Origin of the sequence: Actinoplanes sp. NPDC023714 (assembly GCF_040639855.1) — a bacterium.
Lineage (GTDB): Bacteria > Actinomycetota > Actinomycetes > Mycobacteriales > Micromonosporaceae > Actinoplanes.
In genome coordinates this window covers 37,505-63,895 of sequence record NZ_JBFAAR010000010.1, presented here as the reverse complement: position 1 = coordinate 63,895, position 26,391 = coordinate 37,505, and the positions used below count along the sequence as shown (strand labels likewise).

The following is a 26,391-nucleotide window of genomic DNA, read 5'->3' as shown; positions in this document are numbered from 1 at the left end:
CGGGGTCGCGGCATTCGCGGTGATCGGTGACGATCGACGGATGAACATCCTGTCGTACCGGTCGACCAATTCCATTCTGAGCGCGTACTCCACCGACTCGATCCTCTCCATCGGGTCGATCGGGTCGATCCTGTCGGCCGGATCCTTCGGCTCGGTGCTGTCGGCCGGTTCGATAGGTTCGTTCGGCTCGGTGCTGTCGGTCGGCTCCTTCGGCTCGGTCCTGTCGGTGGGAGCGTTCGGGGCGGCGCTGACCTCGGGCTCGCTCGTGGTGGCGGCCGCGGTCGTGCTGGCGGTCTGCGTGGGGCTGCTGCTAGTCCGGCGGGCCACGCGTAGTCTCGCCTGATGCCGCGAACCCTCGCCCCGGGACAGCTCTGCCGGATCCACACCTTCGACGTCGAGACCGGAATGGCGACGATCGTGCACGTCAGTTCCGGTGTTCTGTTCGAGGCGCCGAACTGGACCGCGGACGGCGATCTGATCCTGAACGGGGATGGGCTGCTGTGGCGGATGCCCGCCGACGGTTCCACGCCGCCGGTCCGCATTCCGATCGACGTCCCGCCGCTGAACAACGACCACGTTCTCGGCACCGGCGGAACCGCATTCCTCTCCGCCGACGACGGGCACATCTACGAGGCCTCGCTGCGGGGCGGACCGGCCCGCCGGGTCACCCACGAGAATCGGATGCACTTCCTGCACGGCGTCAGCCCGGACTCCTCGACGCTCGCCTATGTCGGCATCGAGGAACAGCGCTGGGACGCCGGCAATCTGTGGACCATCGGGACCGGCGGCGGCCCGTCCCGGCGGCTCACCGGCGAGGGCGGCCCCGACGACGGCCCGGAATACAGCCCGGACGGCGCGTGGATCTACTTCAACACCGAGCGGTTCTCGGCGAACGCGCAGATCGCCCGCATCCGCCCGGACGGCACGGGAATGGAACAGCTCACCGCCGACGACAGGGTCAACTGGTTCCCGCACCTCTCACCGGACGGCAGCCGCGCCGTCTATCTGAGCTATCCGCCGGGCACGCAGGGACACCCCGCCGATCGTACGGTCGAACTGCGCCTGGTCGCGGGCGACCGATGGCGAGCGGGGCGGCCGATCGTGACCCTGGAGGGCGGCCAGGGCACGATCAACGTCAACAGCTGGGCGGCCGATTCCCGTCGTTTCGCGTTCGTCGACTACCCCATTCCGCAAAACTGACCCGCGCCCTGACCGGCGCCGTCAGCACGACGTCACCGGTCTCCGCCGGCACGAACACGACCTCCCTGTCGGGCAGGATCACCAGCCGCCGCCCGACGCGGTCGGCCGGCCCGACCGAACCCCGGCGCCCCTGCTCGAATGCGGTCACGACAGCCTCAACGCCATCCGTACACATAAGCACCTACCGTCAACCACCCCGTCCCCTCAGCCGATCCGCGCGATCGGCCCGCGTCTGGGCCGGGGTCGGCCTGCCGTGGCGCTGGGTGCCGTCAAGGTAGTCAGGGGAGTACGGCGCCGTGCAGGAACAGGTCGATCAGGTCGTCGGGCGGCAGGGGGTCGTGTTCCTCGTTCGCTACGGGGTCGGCGAGCCGGGCCAGGGTGAGGAAGGCCGCCGCGAGTCCTGCGGGCGGCAGGCGCAGGCCGTCGGCGGGGGTGAAGAGCGTCTCGACGGCCCGGTGGATCTCGGGGGTGCGGCCCAGGGCTACGAAGTCGCTGCGCCTCGGCGTGCGGTCGCCGGCTTGAGAGGAGGGGCCGCCGGCTTGCAAGAGGGCGATGACGTCGTCGCGGGAGCGGGTGTAGTAGGCCGTCAGGATGTTCAGCAGGGATTTCAGGCGGTGGGGGAGTGGTTCCCCCGTACCGATGGCTCTGATCTTTTGAACCTCGGCTGCCGGATCCGTGGCCGCCGTGATGCTCGCGGTCATCGCGGCCGAACAGGCTCGGACGACGGCGTCCACGTCGGGGAAGACGGTCCGGACCTCGGCCTCGTCGATGCCGGCCGCCTCGGCTATGCGGGCCATCGTGACGCCGCCGGGGTCACCGAGGAGCGGGATGGCCGCCTGGATGATCGTCTGCTCTCGGCTCATGACGCTGCCTCACCGTGCGTGCGTTTCTCCGCACACTATGAGGTCGATGCAACGAAGGCCCACTCCACCGTGACGGTGACGGACAGCTGCTGGCGGCCCGGTTCGATCGGGGTCGCGGAGTCCGCTGCCGCTGCCAGGGAGTCGTAGCTCTTGAAGGGCTGGTAGCTCGGCGTCGCCTCGGTGACCTTGACGACCCGGGAGAGCGAGCGGCCGGACTCGCGCGCGTAGAGCTCGGCCTTCGCCCGGGCGTCGGCGAAGGCCTTGCGGCGCGCCTCGGCCAGCAGGGCGGTGTCGTCGTCGATCGCGAAGGTGACGCCGTTGAGGCGGGCCGCGTCGCCGCCCGCCGTGACGGCCGTGGTGATGGACCGGCCGGCCGTGGACAGGTTGCGGATCTTCGCGGTGAGGCCCTGGCTCACGGCGTACCCAATGATCTTGTCCTTGTCGTTGCGGCGGGTGCTGATGGTGACGTCGGAGGTCTGGAGATCGGCCTTGGCGACGCCGGCCTTGATCAGCGCGTCGCGGACCCTGGTGGCGGCCGCGTTGGCGCGATCGAGGGCCTCGGTCACCGCGCCGGCGGTCGTCTCCACCCCGAAGTTCGCGGTCAGGACGTCGGGCACGCCGGACACCTCGCCCGTGCCGGTCACCACGACGCTCTCGATCGGCTGGTCGGCCAGGGCGGACCCGGCGGGCAGGTTCGCCGAGGCAAGCGCGGGGGTGCCGCCGGCCAGCGTCGATGTGGGGGCGGCGAGGAGAGCCAGGAGGGCGATCACGGGTGCTGTCCGGTTCATGCTGATATTAGATACTATTTTGGGCTATAAGCCCTGCTAGGCGCTCCGGGAGGCCGGGGGAGAAGTAGACGTGGCCCATCCCCGGGACCACCTCGAGCCGGGCGCCCGGGACGGTGGTCGCGAGGAACGCGCCGTGGCTCGGGGCGTAGATCGGGTCCCGGTCGCCGTGGACGACCACCGTGGGCGCGGTGATCGTCGCGAGCGGGACGAGGCGATCGGGGGACATCCGTACGCAGGCCCTCTGATGATTTCCTGCGGCGGCTGCGTCGGTGGTCCTGGCCCAGCAGCGTTCCAGTGCTTCCCTGGCCGTGGGCTCGTCGAACGGGAGTACGCCGCCGTTCATCACCCGGAACAGCGCCAGATCGGACTCCACGCCGGGTGCAGCGCCGTCGGAATCGGTCAGGTGCTGGAGGAAGTGCGCGGCCGGCCCGGGCAGGTCGTGTGGCCCGCGCGCCCCGGCGTACCTCCAGAGGGGACTCGGGTCGTAGTCCATGGGAGTGGTCGAGAGCAGGGTCAGCGACCGTACGCGGGCCGGCTCGTGCACGGCCAGCCACTGCCCGATCATGCCGCCCATCGACGCGCCGGCGATGTGCGCCGACGCCAGCCCGTAGGAGTCCAGGACCGCCACGGCGTCCCGGGCCAGGTCGGCAAGGCCGTACGGATGCTTCTCGAAATCGACGACGGTGGAGAGGCCGGTGTCCCGGTGGTCGTAGCGGATCACCTGCCGGCCCTGCTCCACCAGGCGTTGGACGAGCGCGTCGGGCCAGGTGTAGCCCTGCGCGGACGCGCCCGCGACGAGCAGCACGGCCGGATGCCCCGGATCGCCGATGCGTTCACTCCACAGATGTACGGTCATTTTCCGCCCTGACGTGTCGGATTCGCAGTACGCCGTTCGTAGTACCGGTGAGGACAGTCCTCGGACAAGGGAGTTTTCGATGACGCATTACCTGATCTCGTTCAACGAGGGCGCGATGGACCACATCCCCGCCGAAGAGATCGCCGAGGTCGGCAAGGCCGCGCACGCGGTCTGCCGGGAGGCCGCCGACGCCGGCGTCTGGGTCTTCGGCGGCGGGCTCGACAGGCAGAGGGCGAGCATCGTCGGCACGGACGGGCTGGTCGTGGACGGCCCCTTCCCGGAGACCAAGGAGGTCATCGGCGGGTTCGTGGTGCTCGACGTGCCCACCCGCGAGGAGGCGGTGAAGTGGGCCGGCAAGATCGCCGTGGCCTGCCGGTGCGCCCAGGAGGTGCGGGTGCTCGGCGATGACCCGGAGCGGCCGGCGACCCCGCCGCAGATTCTCTGACGTCGTCAGGCGTCCCGCGCGGCCCAGCCCGTCCAGTCGCTCACGTCGATGGCGACGACCGGGCCGCGCGGCCTCCGCCCGGCGTAGACCGGGTAGCGGGCCGCGAGCGCGTCCAGCGCCGCGGCCGTCTCCTCGTCCGCGTCCGCGTTCGCGTCCGCGTCCTCGTCCTCGTCCTCGTCCTCGGTGAGGATCCGTGCCGTGCCGTCGGCGCGCGCCCACCACAGCCGTGACCAGTCGTCGTCGTAGACGTCGGCGAGCACGCACACCGACGGGTTCGCGGCGATGTTGGCGAGCCGCTTCAGCCGGGTCGTCGACTTCGGCTTGTCGTCCACGACGAAGACGATGCGGTCCGCCTCGGTCTTCGCCGTGGCGCCGACGACCGCGAACGTGATCGGCACCAGGTGCGGGATCCCCTCGGCCGAGACGGTGGCGAGGCGGACGACCGGCGCCGCGGCGAACCGTCGTCGCGCCTCGCTCGCGGTCAGCCGCATCTAGCTCAGGTCCAGGTCCCGTAGGCGCCGGGTCGCCGCGCGGTCGATGCTGGTCCGCACGACCGAGCCGTCCGGCGAGATCAGGCTTCCGCCGAACGAGCCGACGATCACGACGATCAAGAGCAGGGGCATGAGTACGGTGCGGAGCAGCATCGCCCAGCACGCCTTCTTCCCGATGCGGCCGCCGTCGCGCACCCGCACCAGCCGGGTGCCGGTCAGGACGGCGCCGAGCGCGCGCCCGTTGCCGTAGCAGAGGCCGTACAGCACCGGCACCGCCACGAGCAGCGCCCCGGCCAGCAGGGTTATCGTGGTGTCGGACAGGTCGGCCCCGGCGCTCAGCCCGGCGAGCAGCACGAACCCGGCCACGACCCCGGCCGCGAAGACCACGAAGTCGGTGAACCAGGACAGCGTCCGGGCGACGATGCCGGCCTCGACATACAGATCACCGTTCTCGAAGGCGGCGATCCGGTTCGCGGCACGGCGTCCGATCACCGGCTCGGCCCGCTCCTTGGCAATCTCCAACCGGGTCTGCCTGCCCTCGCGCGGGGCCGTCACAGCTTCACTCACAGGCGCAAGATTAGAGCAGCCGCACCAGTGGGGCGCTGCGCCGCCTCCCCAGCGGCACAGCACCCCGATCCGTGGTCAGCCGCAGTGGTCGTCCCACTCCAGCCAGACCATGCCCTTGTAGTCGACGGTGCCGCCCCAGTCGACGCAGGTGTCCGCGGCATAGACGTAGACCGGGCCGGCGTACTGGGTGTAGTAGCCCTCGTCCTCGATCCAGTCGCCGCCGTCCGAGCGCGCGATCTGCGCCGACATCCAGTCCCGGGTGCCCGGCGTGCTCGACACCACGACCACGCAGTTCCAGCCGTTGTTGTAGGTGAGGAACGCCGTCCCGGTCCCGGCGGTCGTGCCGCCGACCTTCATCGAGTCGATGACCCGGTACCCGCTGCCGCAGGCCCCGTTGTACGACGCGGCCTGAGCCGGGCCGGCGGTCAGGCCGAGCGTGCCGGCGGTGATCGCGAGCACGGCCGCGGCGGCGGTCGTCCGGCGCGGCATCAGCACACCTTGCTCGTGGAGCCGCCGGTCGAGTTCAGGTAGCCGGTGACGTGGGTGCAGTGCGCCGCGGTGTTCGCCGGGGCGCCCCACAGCTCGGCGCGGGTCGTGTTGTTCAGCTCGCCGACGCCGTAGTCGCTGCCGCTGTCGCTGTGGTCGATGACGTGCACGTACAGATCCCAGTTGGCGTGGGTGTCCCGGTACTGCTCCCACACGTAGATGTAGGCGTAGTTGTACCCGCATCCGTAGTACTGCTTGACCGACGCGGCCTGCATGCCACCGACGGTGAGGATCCGGGTGGTGCCGATCTGACGGACGCTGCCGCAGCTGGGCGGCGTGCTCGCCAGGGCGGGGGAGGGGTTGATCAGGGTGCCGCCGGCGGCCGAGGCGGCGAGGACGGCCGCGGTGGCCAGGGATTTACGAAGAATCGACATGGCAGACAGGGAACCAGCCGATCACCGGTGTCCGACAGGTGTCGAAACGGCCACCTTTTCCTCCCCAGTATCATCGACGCTCGCCACCGCCCGGGAGCACGGAGGGAAAGACTTGCGCCGTCTGGAGACCATCGGCGTTCCCGGGTGCGAGGACCTGACCGAGATCGGCCGCGGCGGCTTCGGGGTGGTCTACCGGGCCTGGCAGCCGGACTTCCAGCGGACGGTCGCGGTGAAGGTGCTCGATCTCGGCCGGGTCGACGAGTCCCGGTTCGAGCGGGAGGTGCGGGCGCTGGGCCGGCTCTCCGGCCACCCGCACATCGTCACCGTGCACCAGGCCGGGCGCACCGGCACCGGGGCGCCGTACATCCTGATGGCCTACGAGGAAGGCGGCTCGCTGGCCGAGCGGGCCGGCGCGACCGCCTGGCCGGAGGTGCTGGCCGGCGGCGTCGTCGTGGCGGGCGCGCTGGAGGCGGCGCACCGGGCCGGCGTGCTGCACCGTGACGTGAAGCCCGAGAACATCCTGATCTCCCGATACGGTGAGCTCAAGCTGGCCGATTTCGGTCTGGCCCGGCCGGTGCGCCGGGACCCGCCCCGCGAACTACGGTCGGTGACGGCGACGCTGTTGCACGCCGCGCCCGAGGTGCTGCGCGGGGAGCCGGCGACGGCCGCGTCCGACGTCTACTCGCTCGCGTCCACGTTGTACCGCTGGCTCTGCGGGCGTGCTCCCTTCGTACCCTCGCCGTCGGAGACCGCCGCTCAGCTGGTGGCGCGCATCGGCGCGCAACCCATCCCCGACCTGCGCCCTCGTGTCCCGGAGCCGGTGTTCGCGGCGTTGGAGCAGGCGCTCGCGAAGGATCCGGCGGCCCGTCCCGCGTCGGCGGCGGCGTTCGCGGAACGGCTGCGGCGGGCGCAGCGCGAGTGCGGGGTCGCGGAGACGCCGCTGATCGTCGAGCAGACCGGTTCCGCTCCGGAATCCTCGGCGCCGTCGTTGTCGGAGCGGGAGCGCGCCGCCCGCGATCTGTCGGCGACCGTGCCCTCACGGCGCCGCCGGAGTGCGAAATCCCTGCTCGCGGCCATCGCGGCCGGACTCACGCTGACGGCCGGCGGTTCGCAGGCGGCGACCGCGTCACGGCTCGAGGCGCCGGCCGCGGTGGATTTCGGGGAGCAGAAGCTGACAGCTGACGCCGAACCCCGGATCATCACGGTGCGTAACGCGGGGCCGGGCCGGACGCCGCACCTGCGGATCTCGCTGATCGGGGACGACTTCCGGCTGGTGACCGATGAGTGCACCGGCCGGGCGCTGCCGGAGGGCGCGGCCTGCCGGATCGGCCTGGGCTTCGTGCCGCGAGCGGCGGGTCCGCGGCGGGGCCTTCTCCAGATCCTCGATCGTACGGTAGAAGCGTCCGGTCACGGTGCGATCGCGTACGCCCGCGACGACGACCCGCCGCCCGGACCGTGCTACGACGACGCCTACCAGGTGGCCCGCTCCGGCTACGGATACGTCGCCGGGTTCAAGGCGGTGTCGGTGAAGCTGTACTGGTCGCCGGGCTGCCGCGCGGTGATGGCCTACACCTGGGTATGGAAGCAGTACCGCGACACCGCGGGCCCCGGCGGCGCGTGGCGGGTCCGGGTCGCCGCCGAGCCGGGCGGCCGGCCGGCGGTCTCCACCGGGCAGCCGGTCGAGCAGTGGACCGCGCCGATGCCGCTGACCGGGTGTGCGCGGGCCACCCTCGCGATGACCGGAACCGGTCTGGCCGAGCCGCTGGCCGTGAGCACCGGGGAGCACTGCGCGTGACCGGCGGGCCTGGAGATGTACTGGGCGTGACCGGCCATCTGGAGGTTTTCGAGGGCGGCGGCGTCCGGCTGGTGGCGCTGACCGGCGCGCTGCTGTCGATCGGCCGGGCGCCAGCCAACGAGGTGGCGATCGCCAGCCGCCGGGTGTCGCGCCTGCACGCGGTCCTGGAGCGGTTCCCGTCTGGCTGGTCGATCCGGGACCTGGGCAGCACGAACGGCACCACTGTCAACGGCGTCCCGCTGCGGCATGCCCGCCCGCTGCACGACGGCGACCGCATCGACGTGGGCCCGGCCCGGGTGCTGTTCCGCTGCGCGCAGGGGCTGCCGGACACCGAGACGGTCTCGGTGGAGCCTGCCGCGCCGGTGCCGCCGCTCACTCGCCGTGAGGGCGATGTGCTCACGGCGCTCTGCCGGCCGCTGACCACCGGCGGTCAGGTATTCCCGGAGCCGCCGTCGGTGCGCGCGCTCGCCGCGGAGCTCAGGCTGTCCGAGAGCGCGGTCAAGAAGCACCTGGCCAACCTGTACGACAAGTTCGGGCTGACCGGCAACGACGACCGCCGGCGGGCGCGGCTGGCCGGCGAGGCGGTCCGCCGTGGCCTGCACGCGCAGCCGTAGGCCTGAACGCGCAGCCGTAGGTCAGGCGCGGCCGCGGACCAGTGGCAGGAAGACCTCGTCGACGATCTCGACGAGCACGTCGTCGGGGACCGGGGGGACGCCGCGGATCGCGTACTCCGCGCGCAGCAGCATCATCGGGGTGGTTGCGACGCGCGGGTGCACCGCCCGGGCCGGCGCCTCGCCGCGCGCCTCGGCCCGGCCGAGCATGGTCAGCCAGGCGCGGTCCATGGTGTCCGCGCCGGAGCGCTCGCGCATCAGGGTGAGCAGCTCCGGGTCGTCGGCCGCTGCGGCGAGCAGGCCGCGCAGGATGGCGCCGTGCGGTGACGACCACGTCTCGTTCGCGAGCCGCAGCATCGCCAGGGCGTCGCCGCGCAGCGTGCCGGTGTCCGGGTCGGGCATCGCCGCGTCCGACAGGTGGCGGAAGGCGGCGATGCCGAGCGCGGCCCGGTGCGGCCAGCGGCGGTAGATGGCGTTCTTGTTGGTGCCAGCCCGGGCCGCTACCCGGTCCATTGTCATCCCCGCGTACCCGGACTCGCGCAGCTCCTGCGCCGCCGCGTGCAGGATCGCCTCTTCCAGTTCCGCGCCCCGGCGTCTCGTGGTCACACCTTGCAGGGTACGCGACGTACCCTATACGGTACGCGCCGTACCCTACGAGCGGAGCTTCCGATGCGCGTCTTCGGCATGAACTACGACACCGGCTTCGTCAGTGCCGGATCGACCACCCACGAGCCGTTCCGCCCGGACGTGGTGCGGCGCGACCTCGCCGTCATCCGCGACGAGCTGCGCTGCGACGCGGTCCGCATCACCGGCGGCGTGCAGGACCGGCTCGAACTCACCGCCCGGCTCGCCGCCGACGCCGGCCTCGAGGTCTGGTACTGCCCGTTCACCAACGGCCTCGACCGCGACGAGCTGCGGGCGTTCCTGCTCGACGGCGCCGAGCGCGCGGAACGGCTGCGGCGCGCCGGGGTGCCGGTCGTCTACCTCGCCGGCTCCGAGATCACCCTGTTCACCGACGGCTTCCTGCCCGGTCGTGACCTGCCCGAACGCCTGGCCCTGCTGGCCGACCCGGCCCGGATGCGGCAGGCGATCCCGGCCGCCCGGGCCGCGGTCCGCGACTTCCTCGCCGCGGTGGTGCCGGCCGTGCGCGAACGGTTCGGCGGGCCGATCGGGTACGCCTCGATCCCGCTCGAGGACGTCGACTGGACGCTCTTCGACATCATCGCCAGCGACGGCGGGTATCGCGACGCGTCGAACGCCGCCACCTTCCCGCAGACGCTCGCGGCCGCGGTCGGGCAGGGGCGGCCGTACGCCGCTACCGAGTTCGGCTGCTGCACGTTCCGCGGGGCGGCCGGCGTGGCGGGCCGTCCCGAGCCGGTCGCCTTCGACGAGCACGGCCGCGCCAGCCGGCTCACCGTCCCGGGCCTGGAACGGGACGAGGAGGGGCAGGCCCGCTACGTCGTGGACCTGCTGCGCGACTACGAGGCCGGGGGAGTGGAGGCGGCGTTCGTCTACACCTTCGCGAACCGGCACCTGCCGACCGCCACGGACCCGGACAACGACTTCGATCTGGCGGCGCGGGGAATCGTTCGTACATGGCCTGATGGTTCTTGGGCGCCGAAGGCGGCCTTTCACGCTCTTGCCGCCTATGGCCTGGAGCGTGCGGAAAAGCGTGCCCAGCCTGCGCGGCAGCGTCCGACGACGGTGGCCGGCGCGTGATCAGCCGCCCAGCAGGCCGGTGAGGACCCGGGACACCGTGTCCTCGAAGTCGGGCGCCGGCGTCGCCGGGCCGCCGGTCAGCGCCGCCGTCAGATGAGGGTGGCGGCCCGCCGCGACGACGTGGGCCAGGTACGCGCCCTGCCGCACCCGGGCGTCGGAGCCGCCGCCGAGCTCGTGCAGGGCGAGCGCGGCGGTGAGGGTGTTCATCACGGCGAACGCCTCCAGCTTGCGGCCCACGCCGGCCGGATGTCCGTCGAGGACCGCCAGCACGTGCTCGAGCAGGCCGGCGCCGTGCGGGCCGAGCGCCGCGCGGGTGAGGACGAGTTCCGGCAGCCAGCCGTGCCGCAGCATCAGCGCGCGCGCTTGGCGGCACACCTCCAGCAGGCCCGGCAGCCAGGGACCGCCCGGCGGCGGCAGCTCGTAGCCGGCCGCTACCGCGTCGGTCATCAGGTCGAGCAGGTCGTCGCGGCTGTCGACGTAGCGGTACAGCGACGCCGCGCCGGTGCCCAGCTCGGCGGCGACGCGGCGCATCGAGACCGCGGCCAGGCCCTCCCGGTCGGCCAGCGCGATCGCCGCGGCCGTCACCTCGGCCCGGGTCCGCTCGGCGGGCCGGCCCACCCCGGCGCGCCGTTCCCGGATCCACACCGGCACCGTCTCCATGTCTCTTCCCCTTCCGTACGGCCCGAGCCTACCGCTAACGTTGTTCGCGAACAGTGTTCTCGAATGGGGAGGCTTCGATGATCACGGCCCGGAACGGCGACGTCCGGCTCGCCACCGACGACCTCGGCGGCGCCGGTGGTGACCCGCTGTTGCTGCTCATGGGGCTCGGCGTCTCCCGCCACTACTGGCCGGACGGCCTGGTCGCCGCGCTGATCGGGGCCGGTTTTCACGTGGCGTCGTTCGACGGCCGGGACGCCGGCGGCTCCACGCACTTCGACGCCCCCGCCGGCAACCCGGTGATCGGTCTGCTGCGCCGCCGGCCGATCGCCTACACCGCCGAGGACATGGCCGACGACACGGTCGCGGTCCTCGACGCTCTCGGGTGGCAGCGCGCGCACCTGTTCGGCGTCTCGCAGGGTGGCCTCGTCGCCCAGCGCACGGCGCTGCGCCACCCCGGCCGGGTGCTGACCCTGACGTCGTACGCCGCCGTGCCCAGCGACGTCCGGGGCCTCGGCGCCCTGCGCTACGTGCGCCTGCCGTTCCTGGCCCGCCTCGCCCGGATGCGCCACCCGGCCGGCCGGGACGGCGATGTGGCGGCCGGCCTGGATCTGCTGCGGGCCGTCGCCTCACCGCGCTTCCCGTTCGACGAGCGGGACGCCCGGCTCCGCGTGGAGCGCGAACTCGACGCCGGCCTGGCGAGCGGCATGCGTGACAGCCGCGCCCAGGCCCGGCAGACCAGCGCCACCTGGAGCGGCCCGCGCCTGCGTGAGCTCCGCGTGCCCACCCTGGTCCTGCACGGCGAGCACGACCCGTTGATCCGCCCCGCCGCCGGCCGCCGCATCGCCGCCTCGGTGCCGGGCGGCCGCTACGTCGAACTGGCCGGCGCCGGCCACGACCTGCCCCGCGAGGTCTGGCCCGCGGTGGTCCGGGAGATCAGCGCCCACGCGCGCTGAGCGACGGCCTCAGTGACCGTTGATGTGCATACGCTCGCCCAGGCCGCGCAGGGCCGTGCCCCCGGCCTGTCGATTCGAGCGCTCCAGCAACGTGCGAACCGCCGCCGCCAGGTCGGCGGACGTCCGTACGTGCTGGGGGGCGATCCTCTCGGCAGTGAGCAGGAACCGGATCGCCTCGCGGTCCCGTCCCCCGATGCGGGTCAGGGCGCGGGCGGTGTCGGCGTAGTAGAAAACCTGCCGGACGCCCGCCTCGATGGCCGCCGGATCGGTGCGCCGGGCGATCTCGACGACGCGGATCGGGTCGCCGTCGTCGACCTCGATGCTCATCCGCCAGATGTTGACGTTGGTGGGGCCGAAGAACATGCCCATCGTGTCGGTCTCGCCGGTGCGGCGGGCCAGCGCGGACGCCTCGTCGAGCCAGTCGCGGCTGTCGTCGAGGCGGTTGCGGCTGCGGCCGGCCAGCGCGGCGACGAGATACAGCGAGCCGAGGATCTCGGGTCCGCCGGGCCGGGACAGGTGGCCGCTCAGGTCGTTGACGGCGCGCTCGGCGATGGTCTGCCCCCGCTGGAAGGAGCCACAGGCAAGGGCAGAGCGAGCCAATGCGTACGCGGCGCCGCCCCGGAGCACCGGATCCCCGGAGGCGTCGGCCGCGTCCCGGCAGCGTTCCGCGGCGAGCCACGCGTCCGCCGGATGCCCGAGGTTGCGCAGGACCGTGGCGGCGTTCGAGGTCGCCTCGCAGAGCAGCCGCAGCGCCTCGGCGTGGTCCGGTCCGGCGGTCTCGGTGTGCAGGTCGCGCAGCAGATCGGGGTAGACCCGGGCGGCCCCGGCGTAGTCGCAGGCCCGGTAGAGGGCGTCGGCGAGCGCGGTGGTGCGGCGCAGCTCGGCGATCGGCGGCGCGGGCCTCGGCGACGCGGGTTCGGACGGCGGCTCGCTCAGGTCGGTGTCGACGAGGGCCCGGCGCAGGCCGAGCACCCCGGCCTGCGCCGCCGCGGCCGCCCGGTCGGGCGCCGGCACCCCGGTTCCCGCGAGGTCGGCCGGGGCGCACTCCAGCGCCCCAGCGAGGTCCGCCAGCATGAACCGGTTGTCGGCCCCCTGAAGCCCCCGTTCGATCCTGCTCCAGGTGGCGTGCGAGATGCCGGCACGGCTGGCGGCGTACCTGATGCTCCACCCACGAAGCAGGCGGCGGGCCCGGATGCGCTCGCCGACCGCGGGGTCGGCGTGCCGTCGTGGCGTCATGCGACCGACCGTAGCTCCGCTCGTGCGCCGGATGGTGCAAGCCTGTACCGCCGCCGGTGCAGCTCGGTTGAGCCGGCGAGGAGTTCTGGACCGGCAGGGGCCGCTGCCGATGTCTCTCGCCGTGACCGAACAGGCAGACCGCTTCACGCTGACGACCGGCCGCGACGGGCGGGTCCTCCTCTCGTTGGCGCTCCGGCGTCACCCCTGGGCGATCGCCGGCGACTACGTGCGGGCGCAGCGCTACTGGGCCTGCACCCCGGGCGCCGCCCAGCCGCGGTGGCTCGGGCTGGCGCCCGCCGCGAACGGCCGGCAGCCGCTCGACGACCCGGGCGACGCCGACCTGGCGGCCGACGCGCACGCCATCGCCGTGGCCTACGTCCCCGGCGTCTTCTGCTCGGGGTGCGGCGACCGCCGGTGGCGGCCGGTGAACCGTGCGGCGGTCAGCCGGTACGTCCTGAGCGGCGCCACCGGCACGTGCCTGACCTGCCGCGAGGTGGCGCCGCCGCCCCCGCCGAAGCCTGCTTGTGCCCCGCCCGCCGACTTCGGGCCGCCGCAGGTGGTGGAGGCGCGGATCCTGACGCCCGACGAGGCGCGCTGGGGCGAGCCGGCCGCGCCCCGCCGGTCACCGGCCACCGACCTGATCACCCGCAACTACGCGGTGGGGCCGGCCTCCGATCGGCTCCCGGTGGTCCGCGGCTATCTGTGACAGGCTGGCGCGGTGACCGTTGACCTCTTCGCCGGCATCCCGGTCCGCGACTACGCCACGGCGGCCGCCTGGTACGAACGCCTGCTCGGCGGCCCGCCCTCCTTCCTGCCGAACGACGTCGAGGCGGTCTGGGAGCTGGCCGGGAACCGCTACCTCTACATCGAGGTGCGCCCGGACCACGCCGGGCACGCCATGCAGACCGTCTTCGTGAGCGACTTCGACGAGCGGCTCGCCGCCATCGCCGGGCGTGGGCTGGAGCCGGTGTCGCTCGAGACGTACGACAACGGCGTCCGCAAAGCGATCTTCAACGATCCGGACGGCAACGAGATCGGCTTCGGCGGCGGGCCGGCCTGATGAACGGCGGGCCAGCCTGAAGAGCGGCGGGCCGGCCTGAGGAACGGCGGGCCGGCCTGAGCGTCAGGACGCGGGCAGGTCGGCCGCGTCGAAGAGCTGGCCGTTCTGCGGGAAACCGGCCAGCGCGGTCGGCTTCGCGGCGCCGGTGGACCAGCGGGCGTCGGTCTCCCCGTCGATGATCAGATCCGGCCAGCGCATCGGGACGCCCGCGGCGGCGACGGGGACGGCGTGGTCCATCAGCTGCACGTGCAGGTGCGGCTCGGAGGTGTTGCCCGTGTTGCCGACCTCGGCCAGCTGCCGACCCGCCTCGACGCGATCGCCGGCGGTCACGCGAGCGGATCCCCGGCGCAGGTGGGCGTAGGCCGCGAAGGTGCCGTCGTCGTGCTGGACGATCACGTGGTTGCCGAGGATGCGGCCGGCGCCGGCCAGCTCGCGCAGGAACGCCTCGATCGTCATCATCCAGATCAGCGACGGCCAGGTGTCGCGGCTGCGGTGGTCGCGCTGCCGGTCGGTCGCGCGCACCACGATTCCCGATTTCATGGCGAAGACCGGGGACCCGAAGCATGCGTACGAGGTGGCCGCGCGCGTGCGCATCGACCACCCGATCTTCGCGGCCGCGTCCGGGGAGGGTTGGAGCAGATCCACCGCGTACATCTGCCCGTAGGCCTTGACCCCGTGGCTCGGCACGGCCGTCCCCGGACTGTTGATCGCCACCCACCGGCCGCGGACCGGCGGCTCGGCGTCGACCGGCGGCCGTGCCGACCGCGGCGCCCGGACGAACGCGAGCGCCAGTGGCACGGCCATCAGCACGAGGTCGAGCGGCGCCGGGACGGGCACCACAAGGAACACGATGACGAGCAGGACGAACAGCCGCAGCCACCAGGTCTGCAGGCGGGCGATCGCGCGTCTCATCGGCGGGCTCCCATCAGGATGCTGAGCAGGGGGATGACGCGGGCGACGGGCACCTCGTAGCGCCCGCCGCCGGCGGTGTGCAGCCAGCCGGCGGCGACGAGCTGGCGCAGATGGTGGTAGACCTGGCCGCTCGTGCCCATGCCGTCGATCCGCTGGAGCTCGCCGGCCGTGGCGGCGCCGCGCAGCACCTGCTGGAGCAGGCGGATGCGGGCCGGGTGGGCGAGGGCCGCGAGCGCCGCGACGTGCTGCGACCAGTCGCCGTCGACGAGGTCGCCGACGCCGGCCGCCTCCTGCCAGCGGGCGGTGCGGCCGTCCGGCAGCGTCGCGTGGCCGGTGAACAGCACGGCGCCCGGCTCGCCGGCCCGCTCGAGCAGGCCTTCGAGCGCCCAGAAGGCGTCCGGGCCGGGGGCCGGGCCCCGGAACTTCTTCTCCAGCTCGGCCACGCGCTGTTCGAGCGCGGCGAGGCGGTCGGTGTCGCTCACCGTTTCACTATAACGTAATTACGTAGAAGCGTAGGAGCCCGGATTGTGCTTGGATCCCCTCCATGGGTGTCGACGGCAGGGCGCTGGTCCTCGGTGGCGGGGGAGTCACCGGGGTCGCGTGGGAGATCGGGCTTCTGTACGGGCTGACCGAGCACGGCGTCGACCTGACCGATGCGGGGCTGTTCGTCGGCACGTCGGCCGGTTCCTCGGTGGCGTCGCAGGTGCTCTCCGGCGTACCCCTGAAAGAGCTCTTCGCGGCGCAGCTCGCCGGACCCGGCAGTGAGGTCGCCGCGCGGATGAGCCTCGGGAGCATCCTCAGGTTCGCGGTGGCCGGGCTCTGGCCGGGCGATCCGGAGCGGGGCCGTGCCTGGCTCGGCCGGCAGGCGCTGCGCGCCCGCACCATGCCGGAGGCGGAGAGGCGGGCGGTGATCGCGGCGAGGATCGGCGGGGGCGCCTGGCCGGCGACCCGCCTGCTCATCACGGCGGTCGAGGCCGAGACGGGACGGGTACGGATCTTCGACGCGTCCAGCGGCGTGTCCCTGGTGGACGCCGTCGCCGCCAGCTGCGCGGTGCCGCTGACCTGGCCGCCCGTGACGATCGGCGGGGTCCGGCACATCGACGGAGGGGTTCGCTCGGTCGCCAACGCCGACCTGGCCGCCGGGAACGACCGCGTGGTCGTGCTCGCGCCGGTGACCGCGTCACCCCGCCCGTCGGGACGCCCGTCCGCGCAGGTGGCGGCCCTGGGACCGGAGGTGCGCAGCGCCGTCGTCTCGCCGGACGCGGCCGCGCGGTCCGCGATCGGCCGCAACCCGCTCGACCCCGCCCGGCGCCGGCCCGCCGCCGAAGCGGGACGGCGCCAGGCGGCCGCCGAGGCGGAACGGCTTCGCGCGGTCTGGGCCTGAGACCCCCTATATCTCCGCCCACAGCACGCCGCCGGTGTCGGTGGTGTGCGAGCCGCAGTGGAGGGCGCTCAGCCTCCCGCCCACGGTGATCGGTTCCCGGTGGCGGTGCACGACCTCGACGAGCAGGACGTCCTCGCGGCGGCTCAGGATCACCTCGCCACCGCCGGTCCGGGCCGTCAGATCGTCGATCACTGTGGCGGCCCGCTCGGCGAGGTCGGGTGGCAGCCAGCTCCTCAGGCGCGGGGCTGCTCCGCCGGTCAGATCGGCGGAGGACAGCCAGAGGGAGTTCATGCCGCCGCGGCTCGGCTGAGGGCGGGGTGGCGGAGCAGGGATCTGGCGGCCTGGGCGGCGCCGTTGAGGGCGGCGGCCCGGGGCTCGGGGGTGCGGTGGATACGCATGTCGAGGGCCTCGGACAGGGCCCGCGGCAGCGCGGGGTGGTCGGCGCCGTCGCCGACGAGCAGCAGGCCGCGGGCGGTCGCCTCGGCCAGGTCGGCGGCCGGGCAGACGCCTTCGAGGCCGCGCAGGTGGGTGGCCACGACGTCGGCGAGCAGGTCGGCGGTGGCGCCCTGGGCCAGATCGCGGGTGCCGATGTCGGCGCGCCGGGCCACCGTGACCCGGCCCTCGCGGAGCAGGGCCAGCTCGGTCAGTTCGGCGCCCACGTCGGCGACCAGCAGACTGCCGGCGGCCGCCCCGGAACCGATCGCGGCCGCGCGGACCGACTCGATGAACACGGTCCGGCGGGGTGCGAACGCGGTGTCGATGACGTGCCGCATGACCTCCTGGTCGTCGTCGGTGGACAGCACCGGGCGGCAGGCCACGACCACGTCGACGGCCGGGAGAGGCTGTGGGAAGCGGTGGGCCAGCTCGGTCAGCAGGGTGGCACAGCCGTCGGCGTCGGTGATCCGGCCACGGCTCACGAGGGCGCTGCTGGGCGCGCCGACGATGCCGCGCTGGTCGGCCCAGACGATGGCGGTGCTGCTTCCGAGGTCGATGGCGAGGGCTGAGGGGGCCACGTGATTCCTTTCCGGAAGGGCTGCCGCGCCGTCCTGCGGCACGGCAGCCCGACGTGAGTTGCTTATCGCTGGCAGGGGACGCAGAACTTGGCGTGCGGCAGGATCTCCAGCCGCTCGGCCGGGATCGGCTTCTCGCAGCGTTCACACCGGCCGTACGTGCCCTCGGCGAGCCGGCGCAGCGCCCCGGTGATCTGCTCGAGGCTCTGCCGGGTCGCCGCGAGCATCGCATCGCGGTCGTGGGCCTGCGCCGGGTCGCCGGTGTCGGCGTTGATCTCAGTGAGTTCCTTGAGCCGCGCCGTCTGCACGGCGAACTGTTCGCTCAACGACGTACGCAGCGTGGTGACCCATTGCTGGTCGGCGGGTTCGAGCTCGACGGTCATGGTAGATCTCTCCTCTGTCGATGAAGGTGCGGATAAACAAAAAGGGCCGAAGCTGATTCGCTTCGCCCTTGGCGGTGGTTGAGGTGTGCTCGTCCGCCGGTGGCCCGCGTCCTGCGGTGTCGCGGAAGATCGGCGCAGCCTGACGGCCCGTCACACAGGTGACGGGGAGCGAGTGCGCACTCACCTCAGGCATCGGACAACCATAGGTGGGTCCGCGCCGAGAAGCCAATGAGTTCGCCTCGCGGGCACCCGTTAGCATCCGCGGCATGCCCGGGACGATCACCGCCGTCGTCGCCGCCACGGTGGCCGCGCTGCCGCTGGCCGTCCTGGTGGCGTGGGTCCTCGCGCGCCGCCGGGGGTGGCGGGTCGCGACGGCCGAGACCGGCATCGTCTACGGGACCGTGCCGTGGCTGTGGATGATCCTGCTGCCGGGGCGGGAGGAGCCGCGGGTGAACCTGGTTCCGCTGCGGGATCTCCTCGACGTCCTCGCCGCCGGGCCGCGCGTCGCGACCGTCCAGATCGTCGGCAACCTGCTGGTCTTCGCGGCCCTCGGCTTCTTCGCCCCGCTCCGCTTCCGGGTGCTCGCCTCGGTGCCCCGGATGCTGGCGGCCGGCGCGGCCGGCTCGGTCCTGGTCGAGACCCTCCAGTACGTCCTGCGCCTCGACCGCGTGTCGTCGGTGGACGACGTCCTGCTCAACGCGGCCGGGGCGGGGCTGGCCGCGCTCGCCTCACGCCCGTGGTGGCGGGACCGCTCCCTGGTCGCCGCGAGGGGTGGCCGGGGGCAGATCGCGTGTTGAGTTGGGGTGCGGATTGCGCCTCAACTCAACACGCTGCGGGCCGGGTCGGATGGTGTGTTGAGTTGGGGTGCGGATTGCGCCTCATCTCAACACGCTGCGGGCCGGGTCGGATGGCGTGTTGAGTTGGGGTGCGGATTGCGCCTCAACTCAACACGCCGCGGGGCCGTGGTGGGCAGCGCCGCCCACAGCGCCGCCCACCAATCATCCTATCTTCCTAGGACGCAAGAGCGAGAGCGCGGCAGCCGGGTCAGGCCTGCGCCATCTCGGCCGGAGCGCTGCGAGCCGGCCCACCGGCCACATAGGCCACCAGCCCGGCGGCGGCCAGCACACCCGCGACCACCGCCGCCGCGACGCTGTCCGGGGCCTGGGACTGCCACGTCAGGATCCGGCCGGCCAGCGGTTCGGCGCGGGGGAACAGGATCGCGGCGAGGGTCCAGCCGAGCGGCAGGAACCAGGCCCGGGCCGGGCCGGCGACCGCCGCGCCGAGGGCGGTGAGGCCGAGCAGGCCGGCCGCGTCCCGGACGATCAGGCCGGCCGGGCCGAACTCGGCGTTCGTTCCGGTCGTGAGCAGGAGCAGCACCACGACGAGGAGGAAGCCGGCGAGGAGGTGGAGCAGCCGGCGTACCGGCCAGGAGATCGCGGCGGTCGCCTCGAGGGCGTCGTCGGGGCTGCCGAGCGTGGCCGTCAGGACCACGACCAGCAGGAGCACGGTGGTGACGACGGTCTGGACGGCGACGGTCCGGGTGTCGGAGAAGCCGGCCCACAGCGACCACATCAGGACCATGCCGGTCACCGCGGCCGGGATCGCGATCGGCGCCCGCCGGGAGCGCAGGTAGAGCGTCAGCCACCTCACGAGGCGTCGCCGAACAGCGCCGTGCCGGGCGTGCACTTGAGGGCGGCCGCGCGCAGCGCCACGACCTTGGCCTGTGCCTCGGAGCCGGGCAGGGCCTTCAGCCGGTGCCACACGTCGACGGCGCGGTCGCGTTCGGCGCCGTTGCCGTCGGCCGGCGGTTCGGTGCCGATCAGCCAGTACGCGGCCGCGAGCTGGTCACCGAGGGGCGGCGCGTCCTCGCATCCGGGCGGGCCGGTGAACGCTCCCGCCACGGCGTCGCCGAGGGCGAGCTCCGGGTCGGCGAGGTGGGTGTCCTGGCCGGTGTCGAGGCGGACCAGCGCGACTCCGGGATCCCACGGCGCGTAGCGGGTCGGCACGTACGTCGTGGTGTCCTCGTGCACCCGGGTCGGGCCGCCGGGCAGCGCGGCGAGGACGGTGAGCGCCTGCCGGGCGGACGGCAGGAACTCGGGCATCAGGCCGGCGTGCACCCGGCTCAGGCAGACGGCGGGCTCCTGATCGGCGCAGACCAGCTCCTTGGCGACCGGGTCGATCGCGCCGGTGACCACCCGCTTCCCGTGCGGCATCACGGTGATCGCGAGGGCGGCGCCGAGCAGCACCGGCAGCAGCGCGGCCACCCGGAGGCGCCACGTCGCGGCGGCGTACAGCAGCACTCCGGTGACGGCGAGGGCGAGCAGCCAGATCGCCTGAGCGGCGCTGACCCGGCCGGGCACGGTCGCGAAGGCGTCCGGCATGTTCATCTCGTAGATCGGCGAGAACACCAGGGCGAGCCAGCCGCGCGGCCGGGTCGCGCCGGGGATGGTCAGCAGCAGCCCGAGGCCGGCGATGGCGAGCGCCGGTGCGGTGATCAGCCAGGGCAGCAGCCGGCCGATCGCGAGACCGAGCCAGACCGCGGCGACCAGGGCCAGCACCCCGACGGCGGTGACGGCGAAGAACGGTGCGGGCAGGTAATCCGCCGTACCGATGAGCCACGCACCGCCGGCGAGACCCATCACGAGGTAGGCGACGGTCACCGCGGCGGCCATCACCAGGATGACCGGACGCATGCGCTGCGCGACCGGCCGCGGGGTGGTCGCGAACAGCTCGGTCACCTTCCACCGGTGCTCGCGGCGGCCCTGCCAGGCGCCGGCCGCGAGGGCGAGCGGCCAGAGCAGGGCGAGGAAGAGGCGCTGGCTCATGGCCAGCTGCATCCAGCCGTCGGTGAAGGCGATGCCTTCGGCGAAGTAGAGCGCCAGCGCGCCGACCACGGCCAGGATCAGCGCGGATCCGATCGCCGCCGAGCGGCGCAGTTCGATACCGAGGACGTGGGTCACGGGTTCACCGCCCGGTGCCGGCGCAGCAGGGCCGAGTAGCCGCGTTCGGCCGGGCTGTCGCCGGCGTCGCCGTCGCCGCCCTGCGCGATCAGGTCCGCCGGGGTGCCCTGGAAGAGGACCCGCCCCTGGTTCATCATGACGACGTCGCCGCAGGCCGCGACCACGTCCTCGACCAGGTGGGTGGAGACCAGCACGCAGCTGTCCGCGCCGAGGTCGCGCAGCAGCTCCCGGAAGTCGAGGCGCTGCTCGGGGTCGAGGCCGACGGTCGGCTCGTCGAGCAGCAGCACCTCCGGGTCGTTCACGACGGCCTGGGCGATCCCGGCGCGGCGCAGCATGCCGCCGGACAGCGTCTTCATCCGCGCGTCCGCCTTGTCGGCGAGCCCGACCCGCTCGATGGCGCGCTGGGTCGCGCCGGCCACCGCGGTCTTCGGCATCTCCTTGAGCCAGGCCATGTACTCGACGAACTCCCGCACCGTGAACCGCGGGTAGAAGCCGAACTGCTGCGGCAGGTAGCCCAGCCCGCGGCGCACCTTGCGCAGGTCGGCGCGGCCGCCCACCTGCTCGCCGAGCAGGCTCAGCTGCCCGCCGGCCGGCTTGAGCACGGTCGCGAGGGCCCGCATCAGGGTGGTCTTGCCGGCGCCGTTCGGGCCGAGCAGCCCGTGCACGCCGACGTTCAGGGCGAGGTCGAGCCCGTCGACGGCCATGTGCCGTCCGGCGCGCACCTGAAGGCCGTCGGCGTGGACGGCCCACGGATATGTTCGAGGGGCCGTTTCGGCTGCTGTCACCGTACGCATGAAGGTCCTTTCAGTCATGGCTCGTCAATCGGGTGAAGCTGGTGGCGCGGGTCGCGGCGAACCCGGCGAGGAGGACGGTGATCAGCGCCCAGGCGGGGGAGCTGCCGTCGTGGAGCATGGGTGGCAGTTGCGCGGTCATGGCGGCCGGCACCAGGGCGACGACGGTCCAGGCGGCGCCCAATCCGAGGGCGGCGCGGCGGACGCCGATCACCGCGCCCAGGGCGATGGTCGCGGCCGTGAACGCGAGGCACGGCAGGAGCGCAAGAGCCAGGGACAATTGGGTACGGGAACCGGCGACTGCGAGGACCGGCACGATGACGGCCAGCACACCCGCCGTGCGCCTCAGCAGCATCGGGAGCCCGGCGGCCGGAGTGCCGGCGATCAACTCCCAGGCCGGGTCGTGCCGCCGGCTCCACGCGACCGCCACGGCCGGCAGCGGAGCGATCGGGGCGAGCAGCGCGACCAGCGACGGAAGGGCCGGTTGCAGTGCCTGGAGGACGGCGGCGCAGGCCAGGACCGCGATGCTCATGGTCACCCAGGGGATCAGGTGCCAGACGATCCAGCGTCGTTTGATCGCTGTGAGCCGTCGCCGGGTCGGGGCCGGGCCCGCGGCGATGCCCTCGTCGAGGGCGCTGCCGATGCGGTCGAGCAGCATCCGCGAGTCGTCGGTGCTGCTGGTCGCGAGGACGGCCCGGCAGTCCGCGCAGTCCTCCAGGTGCACCTCGACCGACCAGAGGGTGACCTCGTCGAGGGGCGCGGTGTGGTCGGTGTAGCGGGCGATCACGGCAGGGGTCGGATGTGGGGTCATGAGAGCGCCTCCCGCAGCGCGAGCCGGGCCCGGCGGGCCCTCGATTTCACCGTGCTCTCCGGCACGCCGAGCAGCACCGAGGTCTCCCGCGCCGACAGGCCGTCGAGGACCATGGCGCGGAGCACCTCGCGGGCCTCGGGCGGCAGCACCAGCAGCGCCTGTTCCAGCTCCTGGCCCACCCGGCCGGCCATCACCTCGTCCTCGGCGGCCGGGGCCACCTCGTCGGCCAGCGGTACCGCCGGGATCTGGTTGTGCCGGGCGCGGCGGCGGAAGGCGTCGACGAGGCGGTGGGCCGCGATGGTCCAGAGCCAGCCCGAGGCGGAGCCCTGCGCGCCCGCTCCGGAGAAGCCGCCGGCCGCCCGCCAGACCGCCAGGTACGTCTCCTGCATGACGTCGGCGACCACGTCGTCGTCGGCGCAGCGTCGGCGCAGGCGAGCGAGCAGCCACGGCGACGTGCGCCGGTACAGCTCGTCGAACGCGCGCCGATCCCCGGCGGCGGTGCGGCGCACGAGCTCTTCCTCGTCGGCCGCGTCCAGGCTTCTTCGTTTCACAACCAGCCAGACGAAACGGGGTGCGCTTTCGGTGCGCCAGTAGGTGTGGCGTGGGTCACACCGTTCAATCGGCCGCCGCTCCGGTTTCCCGCTGTCGTCAGCCGAGGGGATCGGACTGATCAGGGCGATGCCCGGTCGGGGCACCGGAGCATCATCGAGGGGTGCGGATCGAGGATGTGACCCCGGAGACGATGCGGCCCGTGCGCCGTTCACTGCTGGTCCAGCGCTGGGTGGACCTGACCTTCCTGCACTGGGCGATCGACCCGGCCCGGGTCGCGCCCCTGCTCCCGCCCGGGACCGTGCCGGACACGCTCGGCGGCGTCACCTACGCCGGGCTGATCGGTTTCCGGATGGTCGGGCTCGGGTTCCTGCGCGGCCCCGGCGTGCCCTACCTCGGCACCTTCTGCGAGACGAACGTCCGCCTCTACAGCGTGGACGGCCGGGGCCGTCGCGCCGTGGTGTTCCTGTCCCTCGACGCCGAGCGTCTCCTGCCGGTGCTCACCGCGCGGGCGTCGCTGCGGCTGCCGTACATGTGGTCCCGGATGCGGATGACCCGGGCGGGCGACGTGCTGACGTACACCAGCCGCCGCCGATGGCCGCCGCCGCGAAATGCGGAGAATCGGATGAGCGTACGGGTCGGGCGGCCGATCGCCGAGCCCTCCCCGCTGGAGCACTTCGTGACCGCCCGGTGGGGCCTGCACACCCGGGCCTGGGGGCGATCCCTGCACCTGCCGAACCAGCATCCGCGCTGGCCCCTGCACCACGCCGAGCTGCTCACCCTCGACGACTCGCTGCTGACGGCCGCCGGCCTGCCCGCCGTCGCCGGGCCGCCGGACAGCGTGCTCTACTCGCCGGGCGTGCCGGTCACGTTCGGGGCCCCGGACGTGCTGTCCGGCCGGTGACGCGCATGGTCCAGCGTGGCGAAGTGCTCCCGGAGCAGCCGGTGCGGGAAGACGAACGCGCTGCCGCTGCGGCGGATCAGCAGCCGGTCGTTCATGGCGGTCAGGAATGCGGTGTAGCGCCAGGGCGCGGACCGTTCCCGCACCAGCCAGCCGCGGATCAGATAATGCTGTATGCAGGCGGCGCCGCCGAAGATGAGCGCCGAGGCGATCCCGAAGGGAAGCCCGCCGCCGAGGCCCGCGAGCAGGTAGTCCGGCGGGTCGTCGGCCAGCCGGCCGGCCAGGGCGAACAGCAGGCCGGTCGAGACGCCCAGCCCGGCGCCGACCGCCACGGCGTACCGCGCCGAGCGCCGGATCCCCTCGTTCGGGGCGAAGCGTTCCTCCCGGAGGGTGGGTGACAGCCCAGCGAAACATACGCCGGCGAGCATGAGCGACGAAGCGGCGGAGACGGTGGCGGCCACCGCGAAGTCGGAACCTCCGGCCACCGCCCCTCCGGCGCCGTAGATCACCCCGCCGACCAGCCCACCGCCGACGGCTGTCGGCAGGCCGCGGCGCAACTTGCCCCACGACCACGTCAGCTGTTCCGTCGGCGCCACCGTGATATCCAGTTCGCCGCCGGCGACCAGGCTCATCGCGGCCCACGACACCCCGCACCCGAGGGCGACCGCCAGGCCCGAGAAGGAGGCGACCGCCGCGCCGGCGATGGCGCCGGCCACAGCCGCCGCGGTGGCGCCCGCATAGGCGCCGAAGGCGAGCGCGGGCCGGAACGCGCCGGCCCGGGCGTCACGGACGGCGGTCGCGATGCCCCGGCGTAACCGGAACCAGGACCACACGACCCGTTCCCGCGAGGGCTCGTTCGTGGCGAGGCCGCCGGAGAGCCCGATGAGCAGGGCTCCGAGCGCGGCCGAGGCGATGCCGGCGACCAGGCCGCCGGCGGTTCCCTCCAGGGTTCCGACCTGCAACCCGTACGCCCTTTTGACCAGGGCGAAGGTCGCCCCGCCGACGGCGCCGGCGATGATGCCGCCCCCGGCGACGATCATCCGGTGCGCGTAGCGCCGGTGGGCCAGGGTGGCCAGCCAGGCGGGGGTGAGCCGATCCAGGTGGAATTCGTTCTGGTTCTGCCGTTCCAGCGCTCCGGACAGATCACCGAGCCACCGGACCGCCTGCTCCCCGGTGTAGCGAGCGCCGGCCGGGACCGGCCGCTGTTCCAGCATGCGCGCGACATAGGCCGCCCAGAGCCTGGCCCGCCGTTCCGTGACGGTTCCCGGCCGGCGCAGGTCGTCGGCCTTCCGGCCGTGGTACGCGAGGGCCACGACGTGCAGCATCAGCGGCGAGCGGAGGAGCTCGCGCATGTCCTCGTCGGTCCGCAGGCTCGTCCGCAACTCGCCGGTGGGAGTGCCGGCGTTCTCCAGTTGCCGCAGGTAGAACTCGACCTGCGCGTCGGTGGGCGGCAGCAGTTCCACGGCGTCGTCGAGGCGTAACCGCGCGCCGAGCTCGCTCAGCTCCGCCGTCCGGCTGCAGACGGCGACGGGGACCAGGCCGTTGCGGGCCCGCCATGAGTTGATCGCCTTGACGCAGGCCGTGCGGTGGGGCGGCGGCACCTCGTCCAGGCCGCCCAAGAGCAGGGTCAGCCTGCCGCCGGCCGTCATCCGGTCCGCCAGGTCGCGGGGAATCAGGTAGGACCGCACCAGTTCGTCGGTCACCCACGTCTCGACGGCCTCGCGCCGGCGCGCCCAGGAGGCGAGGCTGAGCACGACCGGGACGGGCTCGTCGGGGCGCTTCGCGGCCCGCCGCAACAGGGCGTCACAGAGTTCCAGCAGGACCGTGGTCTTGCCGGACCCCGGCGGGCCCGCTATCAGCAGGCTGGAGCCCGACCGCTCGAAGATCGATGCGATCGACGCATCGATCGGCAGTGGCTCGCCGGGCCGGTCGGCATGCCGTACGAATCGGCTTCCGAGGGCGAGCAAGCCGGTGTTGCGTTCCAGGCCGAGCGCGAGCCGGGCGGCGTCGGCCAGGGAGGGCTCGAGGATTTCGGCGATCCACTTGTGCCGGATCCGGTTGAGGAGGATGGCGCGCTGCCTGGCGTCGATGTCCGAGGCGTCGCCCGGAGAGCGCAGCCCGATCCAGGGCGCGGGCCGGTGATGCGCCGGGCGGTCAGGGAAGCCCGTCGGATCGCGCCGCTGGCGTCGTACGGAAGGCGCCGGCCTCGTCGAGAATCTCCTGCAAGGACTGGTGGACGATCTCGCCGGCCTCCACCCGCCGGCGCACCGCGTCCTCGACGTGGCCGGCCATCTCGATCCCGTCGTCGGTCTGCGTCCACGGCACGTCGGCGAGCACGTCGGTGGACTCCCGCTCGTCGTTGAAGACGGTCAGCGCGGTGAGCGTCCCGACCCGGTGCACGTGGACCACCTCGGGCCCGATCAGCGGGTAGTAGGCGACCTCGTCACGCCATCCCATCTGCTGGCCCGCGAACACATAACGGCCGGTCGTGTCGTCCACGAACCGACGCTAAGGCGGCGCGGCGGG

34 protein-coding genes are annotated in these 26,391 nt (G+C 73.3%); 12 read left to right on the top strand and 22 right to left on the bottom strand.

Annotated elements, in window-relative coordinates; all coding sequences use genetic code 11:
• Positions 1-40: 40 nt before the first annotated feature.
• Complete coding sequence (locus tag AB0G10_RS33910) at positions 41-343, top strand: hypothetical protein (RefSeq protein ID WP_360931195.1); 303 nt, start codon at positions 41-43, stop codon at positions 341-343.
• A complete protein-coding gene (locus AB0G10_RS33905) occupies positions 343-1,200 on the top strand; it encodes a hypothetical protein (RefSeq protein WP_360931192.1) in 858 nt (285 codons plus the stop codon). Before AB0G10_RS33910 ends, AB0G10_RS33905 begins: the two co-directional genes overlap by 1 nt.
• 278 nt (positions 1,201-1,478) lie before the next feature.
• Here AB0G10_RS33905 and AB0G10_RS33900 read toward each other — a convergent pair whose 3' ends face one another.
• From AB0G10_RS33900 to AB0G10_RS33890, 3 genes are read right to left on the bottom strand one after another with little or no spacing between them, the layout of a single operon-like run.
• On the bottom strand, positions 1,479-2,063 hold the full coding sequence (locus AB0G10_RS33900; protein WP_360931189.1) for a hypothetical protein: 585 nt from the start codon (positions 2,061-2,063) through the stop codon (positions 1,479-1,481).
• Between the two features lie 35 nt (positions 2,064-2,098).
• Complete coding sequence (locus AB0G10_RS33895; protein ID WP_360931186.1) at positions 2,099-2,851, bottom strand: SIMPL domain-containing protein; 753 nt, start codon at positions 2,849-2,851, stop codon at positions 2,099-2,101.
• Positions 2,852-2,858: 7 nt separating this feature from the next.
• Entirely contained in the window at positions 2,859-3,707 is an 849-nt protein-coding gene (locus AB0G10_RS33890; protein ID WP_360931184.1) for an alpha/beta fold hydrolase, read from the bottom strand.
• 79 nt (positions 3,708-3,786) lie between these two features.
• Here AB0G10_RS33890 and AB0G10_RS33885 point away from each other — a divergent pair, with 79 nt between their 5' ends.
• Positions 3,787-4,152, top strand: a complete 366-nt coding sequence (locus tag AB0G10_RS33885) for a YciI family protein (RefSeq protein WP_360931181.1) — start codon at positions 3,787-3,789, stop codon at positions 4,150-4,152.
• Positions 4,153-4,157: 5 nt separating this feature from the next.
• On the opposite strand, the gene AB0G10_RS33880 is transcribed toward AB0G10_RS33885, so the two are convergent.
• The 4 genes from AB0G10_RS33880 to AB0G10_RS33865 form a co-directional block, all read right to left on the bottom strand.
• Complete coding sequence (locus tag AB0G10_RS33880) at positions 4,158-4,643, bottom strand: TIGR03668 family PPOX class F420-dependent oxidoreductase (protein WP_360931178.1); 486 nt, start codon at positions 4,641-4,643, stop codon at positions 4,158-4,160.
• Positions 4,644-5,210 carry a hypothetical protein gene (locus AB0G10_RS33875; RefSeq protein ID WP_360931176.1) on the bottom strand — a complete coding sequence of 189 codons (567 nt, stop codon included), beginning with the start codon at positions 5,208-5,210 and terminating at the stop codon, positions 4,644-4,646.
• A gap of 75 nt (positions 5,211-5,285) precedes the next feature.
• Positions 5,286-5,699 (bottom strand): spore-associated protein A, encoded by a 414-nt coding sequence (locus AB0G10_RS33870; protein WP_360931173.1) that lies wholly within the window; start codon positions 5,697-5,699, stop codon positions 5,286-5,288.
• Complete coding sequence (locus AB0G10_RS33865; RefSeq protein ID WP_360931170.1) at positions 5,699-6,130, bottom strand: hypothetical protein; 432 nt, start codon at positions 6,128-6,130, stop codon at positions 5,699-5,701. The genes AB0G10_RS33870 and AB0G10_RS33865 overlap by 1 nt, the downstream gene beginning before the upstream one ends.
• Before the next feature lie 112 nt (positions 6,131-6,242).
• Here AB0G10_RS33865 and AB0G10_RS33860 point away from each other — a divergent pair, with 112 nt between their 5' ends.
• Both AB0G10_RS33860 and AB0G10_RS33855 read left to right on the top strand, forming a co-directional pair.
• A complete protein-coding gene (locus AB0G10_RS33860; RefSeq protein ID WP_360931167.1) occupies positions 6,243-7,925 on the top strand; it encodes a serine/threonine-protein kinase in 1,683 nt (560 codons plus the stop codon).
• 26 nt (positions 7,926-7,951) lie between these two features.
• Positions 7,952-8,539 (top strand): FHA domain-containing protein, encoded by a 588-nt coding sequence (locus AB0G10_RS33855; protein WP_360931164.1) that lies wholly within the window; start codon positions 7,952-7,954, stop codon positions 8,537-8,539.
• Positions 8,540-8,560: 21 nt separating this feature from the next.
• On the opposite strand, the gene AB0G10_RS33850 is transcribed toward AB0G10_RS33855, so the two are convergent.
• The gene (locus tag AB0G10_RS33850; RefSeq protein ID WP_360931161.1) at positions 8,561-9,142 is read right to left on the bottom strand and encodes a TetR/AcrR family transcriptional regulator; all 582 of its coding nucleotides are present in this window, start codon (positions 9,140-9,142) and stop codon (positions 8,561-8,563) included.
• Between the two features lie 63 nt (positions 9,143-9,205).
• On the opposite strand from AB0G10_RS33850, the gene AB0G10_RS33845 reads away from it, so the two are divergent.
• Positions 9,206-10,255 (top strand): hypothetical protein, encoded by a 1,050-nt coding sequence (locus AB0G10_RS33845; protein ID WP_360931158.1) that lies wholly within the window; start codon positions 9,206-9,208, stop codon positions 10,253-10,255.
• Here AB0G10_RS33845 and AB0G10_RS33840 read toward each other — a convergent pair whose 3' ends face one another.
• Positions 10,256-10,915, bottom strand: coding sequence for a TetR/AcrR family transcriptional regulator (locus tag AB0G10_RS33840; RefSeq protein ID WP_360931155.1), 660 nt, complete (start codon positions 10,913-10,915; stop codon positions 10,256-10,258).
• A gap of 77 nt (positions 10,916-10,992) precedes the next feature.
• Between AB0G10_RS33840 and AB0G10_RS33835 the strand changes: the two genes are divergently transcribed.
• Positions 10,993-11,868 carry an alpha/beta hydrolase gene (locus AB0G10_RS33835; protein ID WP_360931152.1) on the top strand — a complete coding sequence of 292 codons (876 nt, stop codon included), beginning with the start codon at positions 10,993-10,995 and terminating at the stop codon, positions 11,866-11,868.
• Between the two features lie 9 nt (positions 11,869-11,877).
• Here the strand turns inward: AB0G10_RS33835 and AB0G10_RS33830 are convergent, their stop codons facing one another.
• Positions 11,878-13,104: a helix-turn-helix transcriptional regulator gene (locus AB0G10_RS33830; RefSeq protein WP_360931150.1), complete on the bottom strand. Its 1,227-nt coding sequence runs from the start codon at positions 13,102-13,104 to the stop codon at positions 11,878-11,880.
• Between the two features lie 121 nt (positions 13,105-13,225).
• Between AB0G10_RS33830 and AB0G10_RS33825 the strand changes: the two genes are divergently transcribed.
• On the top strand, positions 13,226-13,810 hold the full coding sequence (locus tag AB0G10_RS33825) for a hypothetical protein (protein ID WP_360931147.1): 585 nt from the start codon (positions 13,226-13,228) through the stop codon (positions 13,808-13,810).
• Between the two features lie 12 nt (positions 13,811-13,822).
• A complete protein-coding gene (locus AB0G10_RS33820; RefSeq protein ID WP_360931144.1) occupies positions 13,823-14,164 on the top strand; it encodes a VOC family protein in 342 nt (113 codons plus the stop codon).
• 63 nt (positions 14,165-14,227) lie between these two features.
• On the opposite strand, the gene AB0G10_RS33815 is transcribed toward AB0G10_RS33820, so the two are convergent.
• Both AB0G10_RS33815 and AB0G10_RS33810 read right to left on the bottom strand, forming a co-directional pair.
• Positions 14,228-15,076: a M23 family metallopeptidase gene (locus AB0G10_RS33815; RefSeq protein WP_360931141.1), complete on the bottom strand. Its 849-nt coding sequence runs from the start codon at positions 15,074-15,076 to the stop codon at positions 14,228-14,230.
• On the bottom strand, positions 15,073-15,558 hold the full coding sequence (locus AB0G10_RS33810; protein ID WP_360931137.1) for a winged helix-turn-helix domain-containing protein: 486 nt from the start codon (positions 15,556-15,558) through the stop codon (positions 15,073-15,075). Before AB0G10_RS33810 ends, AB0G10_RS33815 begins: the two co-directional genes overlap by 4 nt.
• Before the next feature lie 62 nt (positions 15,559-15,620).
• Between AB0G10_RS33810 and AB0G10_RS33805 the strand changes: the two genes are divergently transcribed.
• Complete coding sequence (locus tag AB0G10_RS33805; RefSeq protein WP_360931134.1) at positions 15,621-16,460, top strand: patatin-like phospholipase family protein; 840 nt, start codon at positions 15,621-15,623, stop codon at positions 16,458-16,460.
• 6 nt (positions 16,461-16,466) lie between these two features.
• Here AB0G10_RS33805 and AB0G10_RS33800 read toward each other — a convergent pair whose 3' ends face one another.
• From AB0G10_RS33800 to AB0G10_RS33790, 3 genes are all read right to left on the bottom strand, one after another.
• The gene (locus AB0G10_RS33800; RefSeq protein WP_360931131.1) at positions 16,467-16,751 is read right to left on the bottom strand and encodes a hypothetical protein; all 285 of its coding nucleotides are present in this window, start codon (positions 16,749-16,751) and stop codon (positions 16,467-16,469) included.
• Entirely contained in the window at positions 16,748-17,473 is a 726-nt protein-coding gene (locus tag AB0G10_RS33795; protein WP_360931128.1) for a cell shape-determining protein MreB, read from the bottom strand. The genes AB0G10_RS33800 and AB0G10_RS33795 overlap by 4 nt, the downstream gene beginning before the upstream one ends.
• Positions 17,474-17,535: 62 nt before the next feature.
• A complete protein-coding gene (locus tag AB0G10_RS33790) occupies positions 17,536-17,853 on the bottom strand; it encodes a TraR/DksA C4-type zinc finger protein (RefSeq protein WP_360931125.1) in 318 nt (105 codons plus the stop codon).
• Between the two features lie 266 nt (positions 17,854-18,119).
• Here AB0G10_RS33790 and AB0G10_RS33785 point away from each other — a divergent pair, with 266 nt between their 5' ends.
• A complete protein-coding gene (locus AB0G10_RS33785) occupies positions 18,120-18,650 on the top strand; it encodes a VanZ family protein (RefSeq protein WP_360931122.1) in 531 nt (176 codons plus the stop codon).
• Between the two features lie 247 nt (positions 18,651-18,897).
• On the opposite strand, the gene AB0G10_RS33780 is transcribed toward AB0G10_RS33785, so the two are convergent.
• The 5 genes from AB0G10_RS33780 to AB0G10_RS33760 are packed head-to-tail and all read right to left on the bottom strand — an operon-like array spanning position 18,898 to position 22,966.
• Complete coding sequence (locus AB0G10_RS33780) at positions 18,898-19,503, bottom strand: hypothetical protein (protein ID WP_360931119.1); 606 nt, start codon at positions 19,501-19,503, stop codon at positions 18,898-18,900.
• Entirely contained in the window at positions 19,500-20,813 is a 1,314-nt protein-coding gene (locus tag AB0G10_RS33775) for a hypothetical protein (protein ID WP_360931116.1), read from the bottom strand. The genes AB0G10_RS33780 and AB0G10_RS33775 overlap by 4 nt, the downstream gene beginning before the upstream one ends.
• Positions 20,810-21,607 (bottom strand): ABC transporter ATP-binding protein, encoded by a 798-nt coding sequence (locus tag AB0G10_RS33770; RefSeq protein WP_360931914.1) that lies wholly within the window; start codon positions 21,605-21,607, stop codon positions 20,810-20,812. Before AB0G10_RS33770 ends, AB0G10_RS33775 begins: the two co-directional genes overlap by 4 nt.
• A gap of 10 nt (positions 21,608-21,617) precedes the next feature.
• A complete protein-coding gene (locus tag AB0G10_RS33765) occupies positions 21,618-22,415 on the bottom strand; it encodes a hypothetical protein (protein WP_360931113.1) in 798 nt (265 codons plus the stop codon).
• Positions 22,412-22,966, bottom strand: coding sequence for an RNA polymerase sigma factor (locus AB0G10_RS33760; RefSeq protein WP_360931110.1), 555 nt, complete (start codon positions 22,964-22,966; stop codon positions 22,412-22,414). The genes AB0G10_RS33765 and AB0G10_RS33760 overlap by 4 nt, the downstream gene beginning before the upstream one ends.
• A gap of 161 nt (positions 22,967-23,127) precedes the next feature.
• Between AB0G10_RS33760 and AB0G10_RS33755 the strand changes: the two genes are divergently transcribed.
• Entirely contained in the window at positions 23,128-23,868 is a 741-nt protein-coding gene (locus tag AB0G10_RS33755) for a DUF2071 domain-containing protein (RefSeq protein ID WP_360931107.1), read from the top strand.
• On the opposite strand, the gene AB0G10_RS33750 is transcribed toward AB0G10_RS33755, so the two are convergent.
• The gene (locus AB0G10_RS33750; protein WP_360931104.1) at positions 23,811-25,832 is read right to left on the bottom strand and encodes a hypothetical protein; all 2,022 of its coding nucleotides are present in this window, start codon (positions 25,830-25,832) and stop codon (positions 23,811-23,813) included. The two genes, AB0G10_RS33755 and AB0G10_RS33750, sit on opposite strands and share 58 nt — an antisense overlap.
• Positions 25,833-26,019: 187 nt before the next feature.
• On the bottom strand, positions 26,020-26,364 hold the full coding sequence (locus tag AB0G10_RS33745) for a hypothetical protein (protein WP_360931101.1): 345 nt from the start codon (positions 26,362-26,364) through the stop codon (positions 26,020-26,022).
• Positions 26,365-26,391 lie beyond the last annotated feature (27 nt).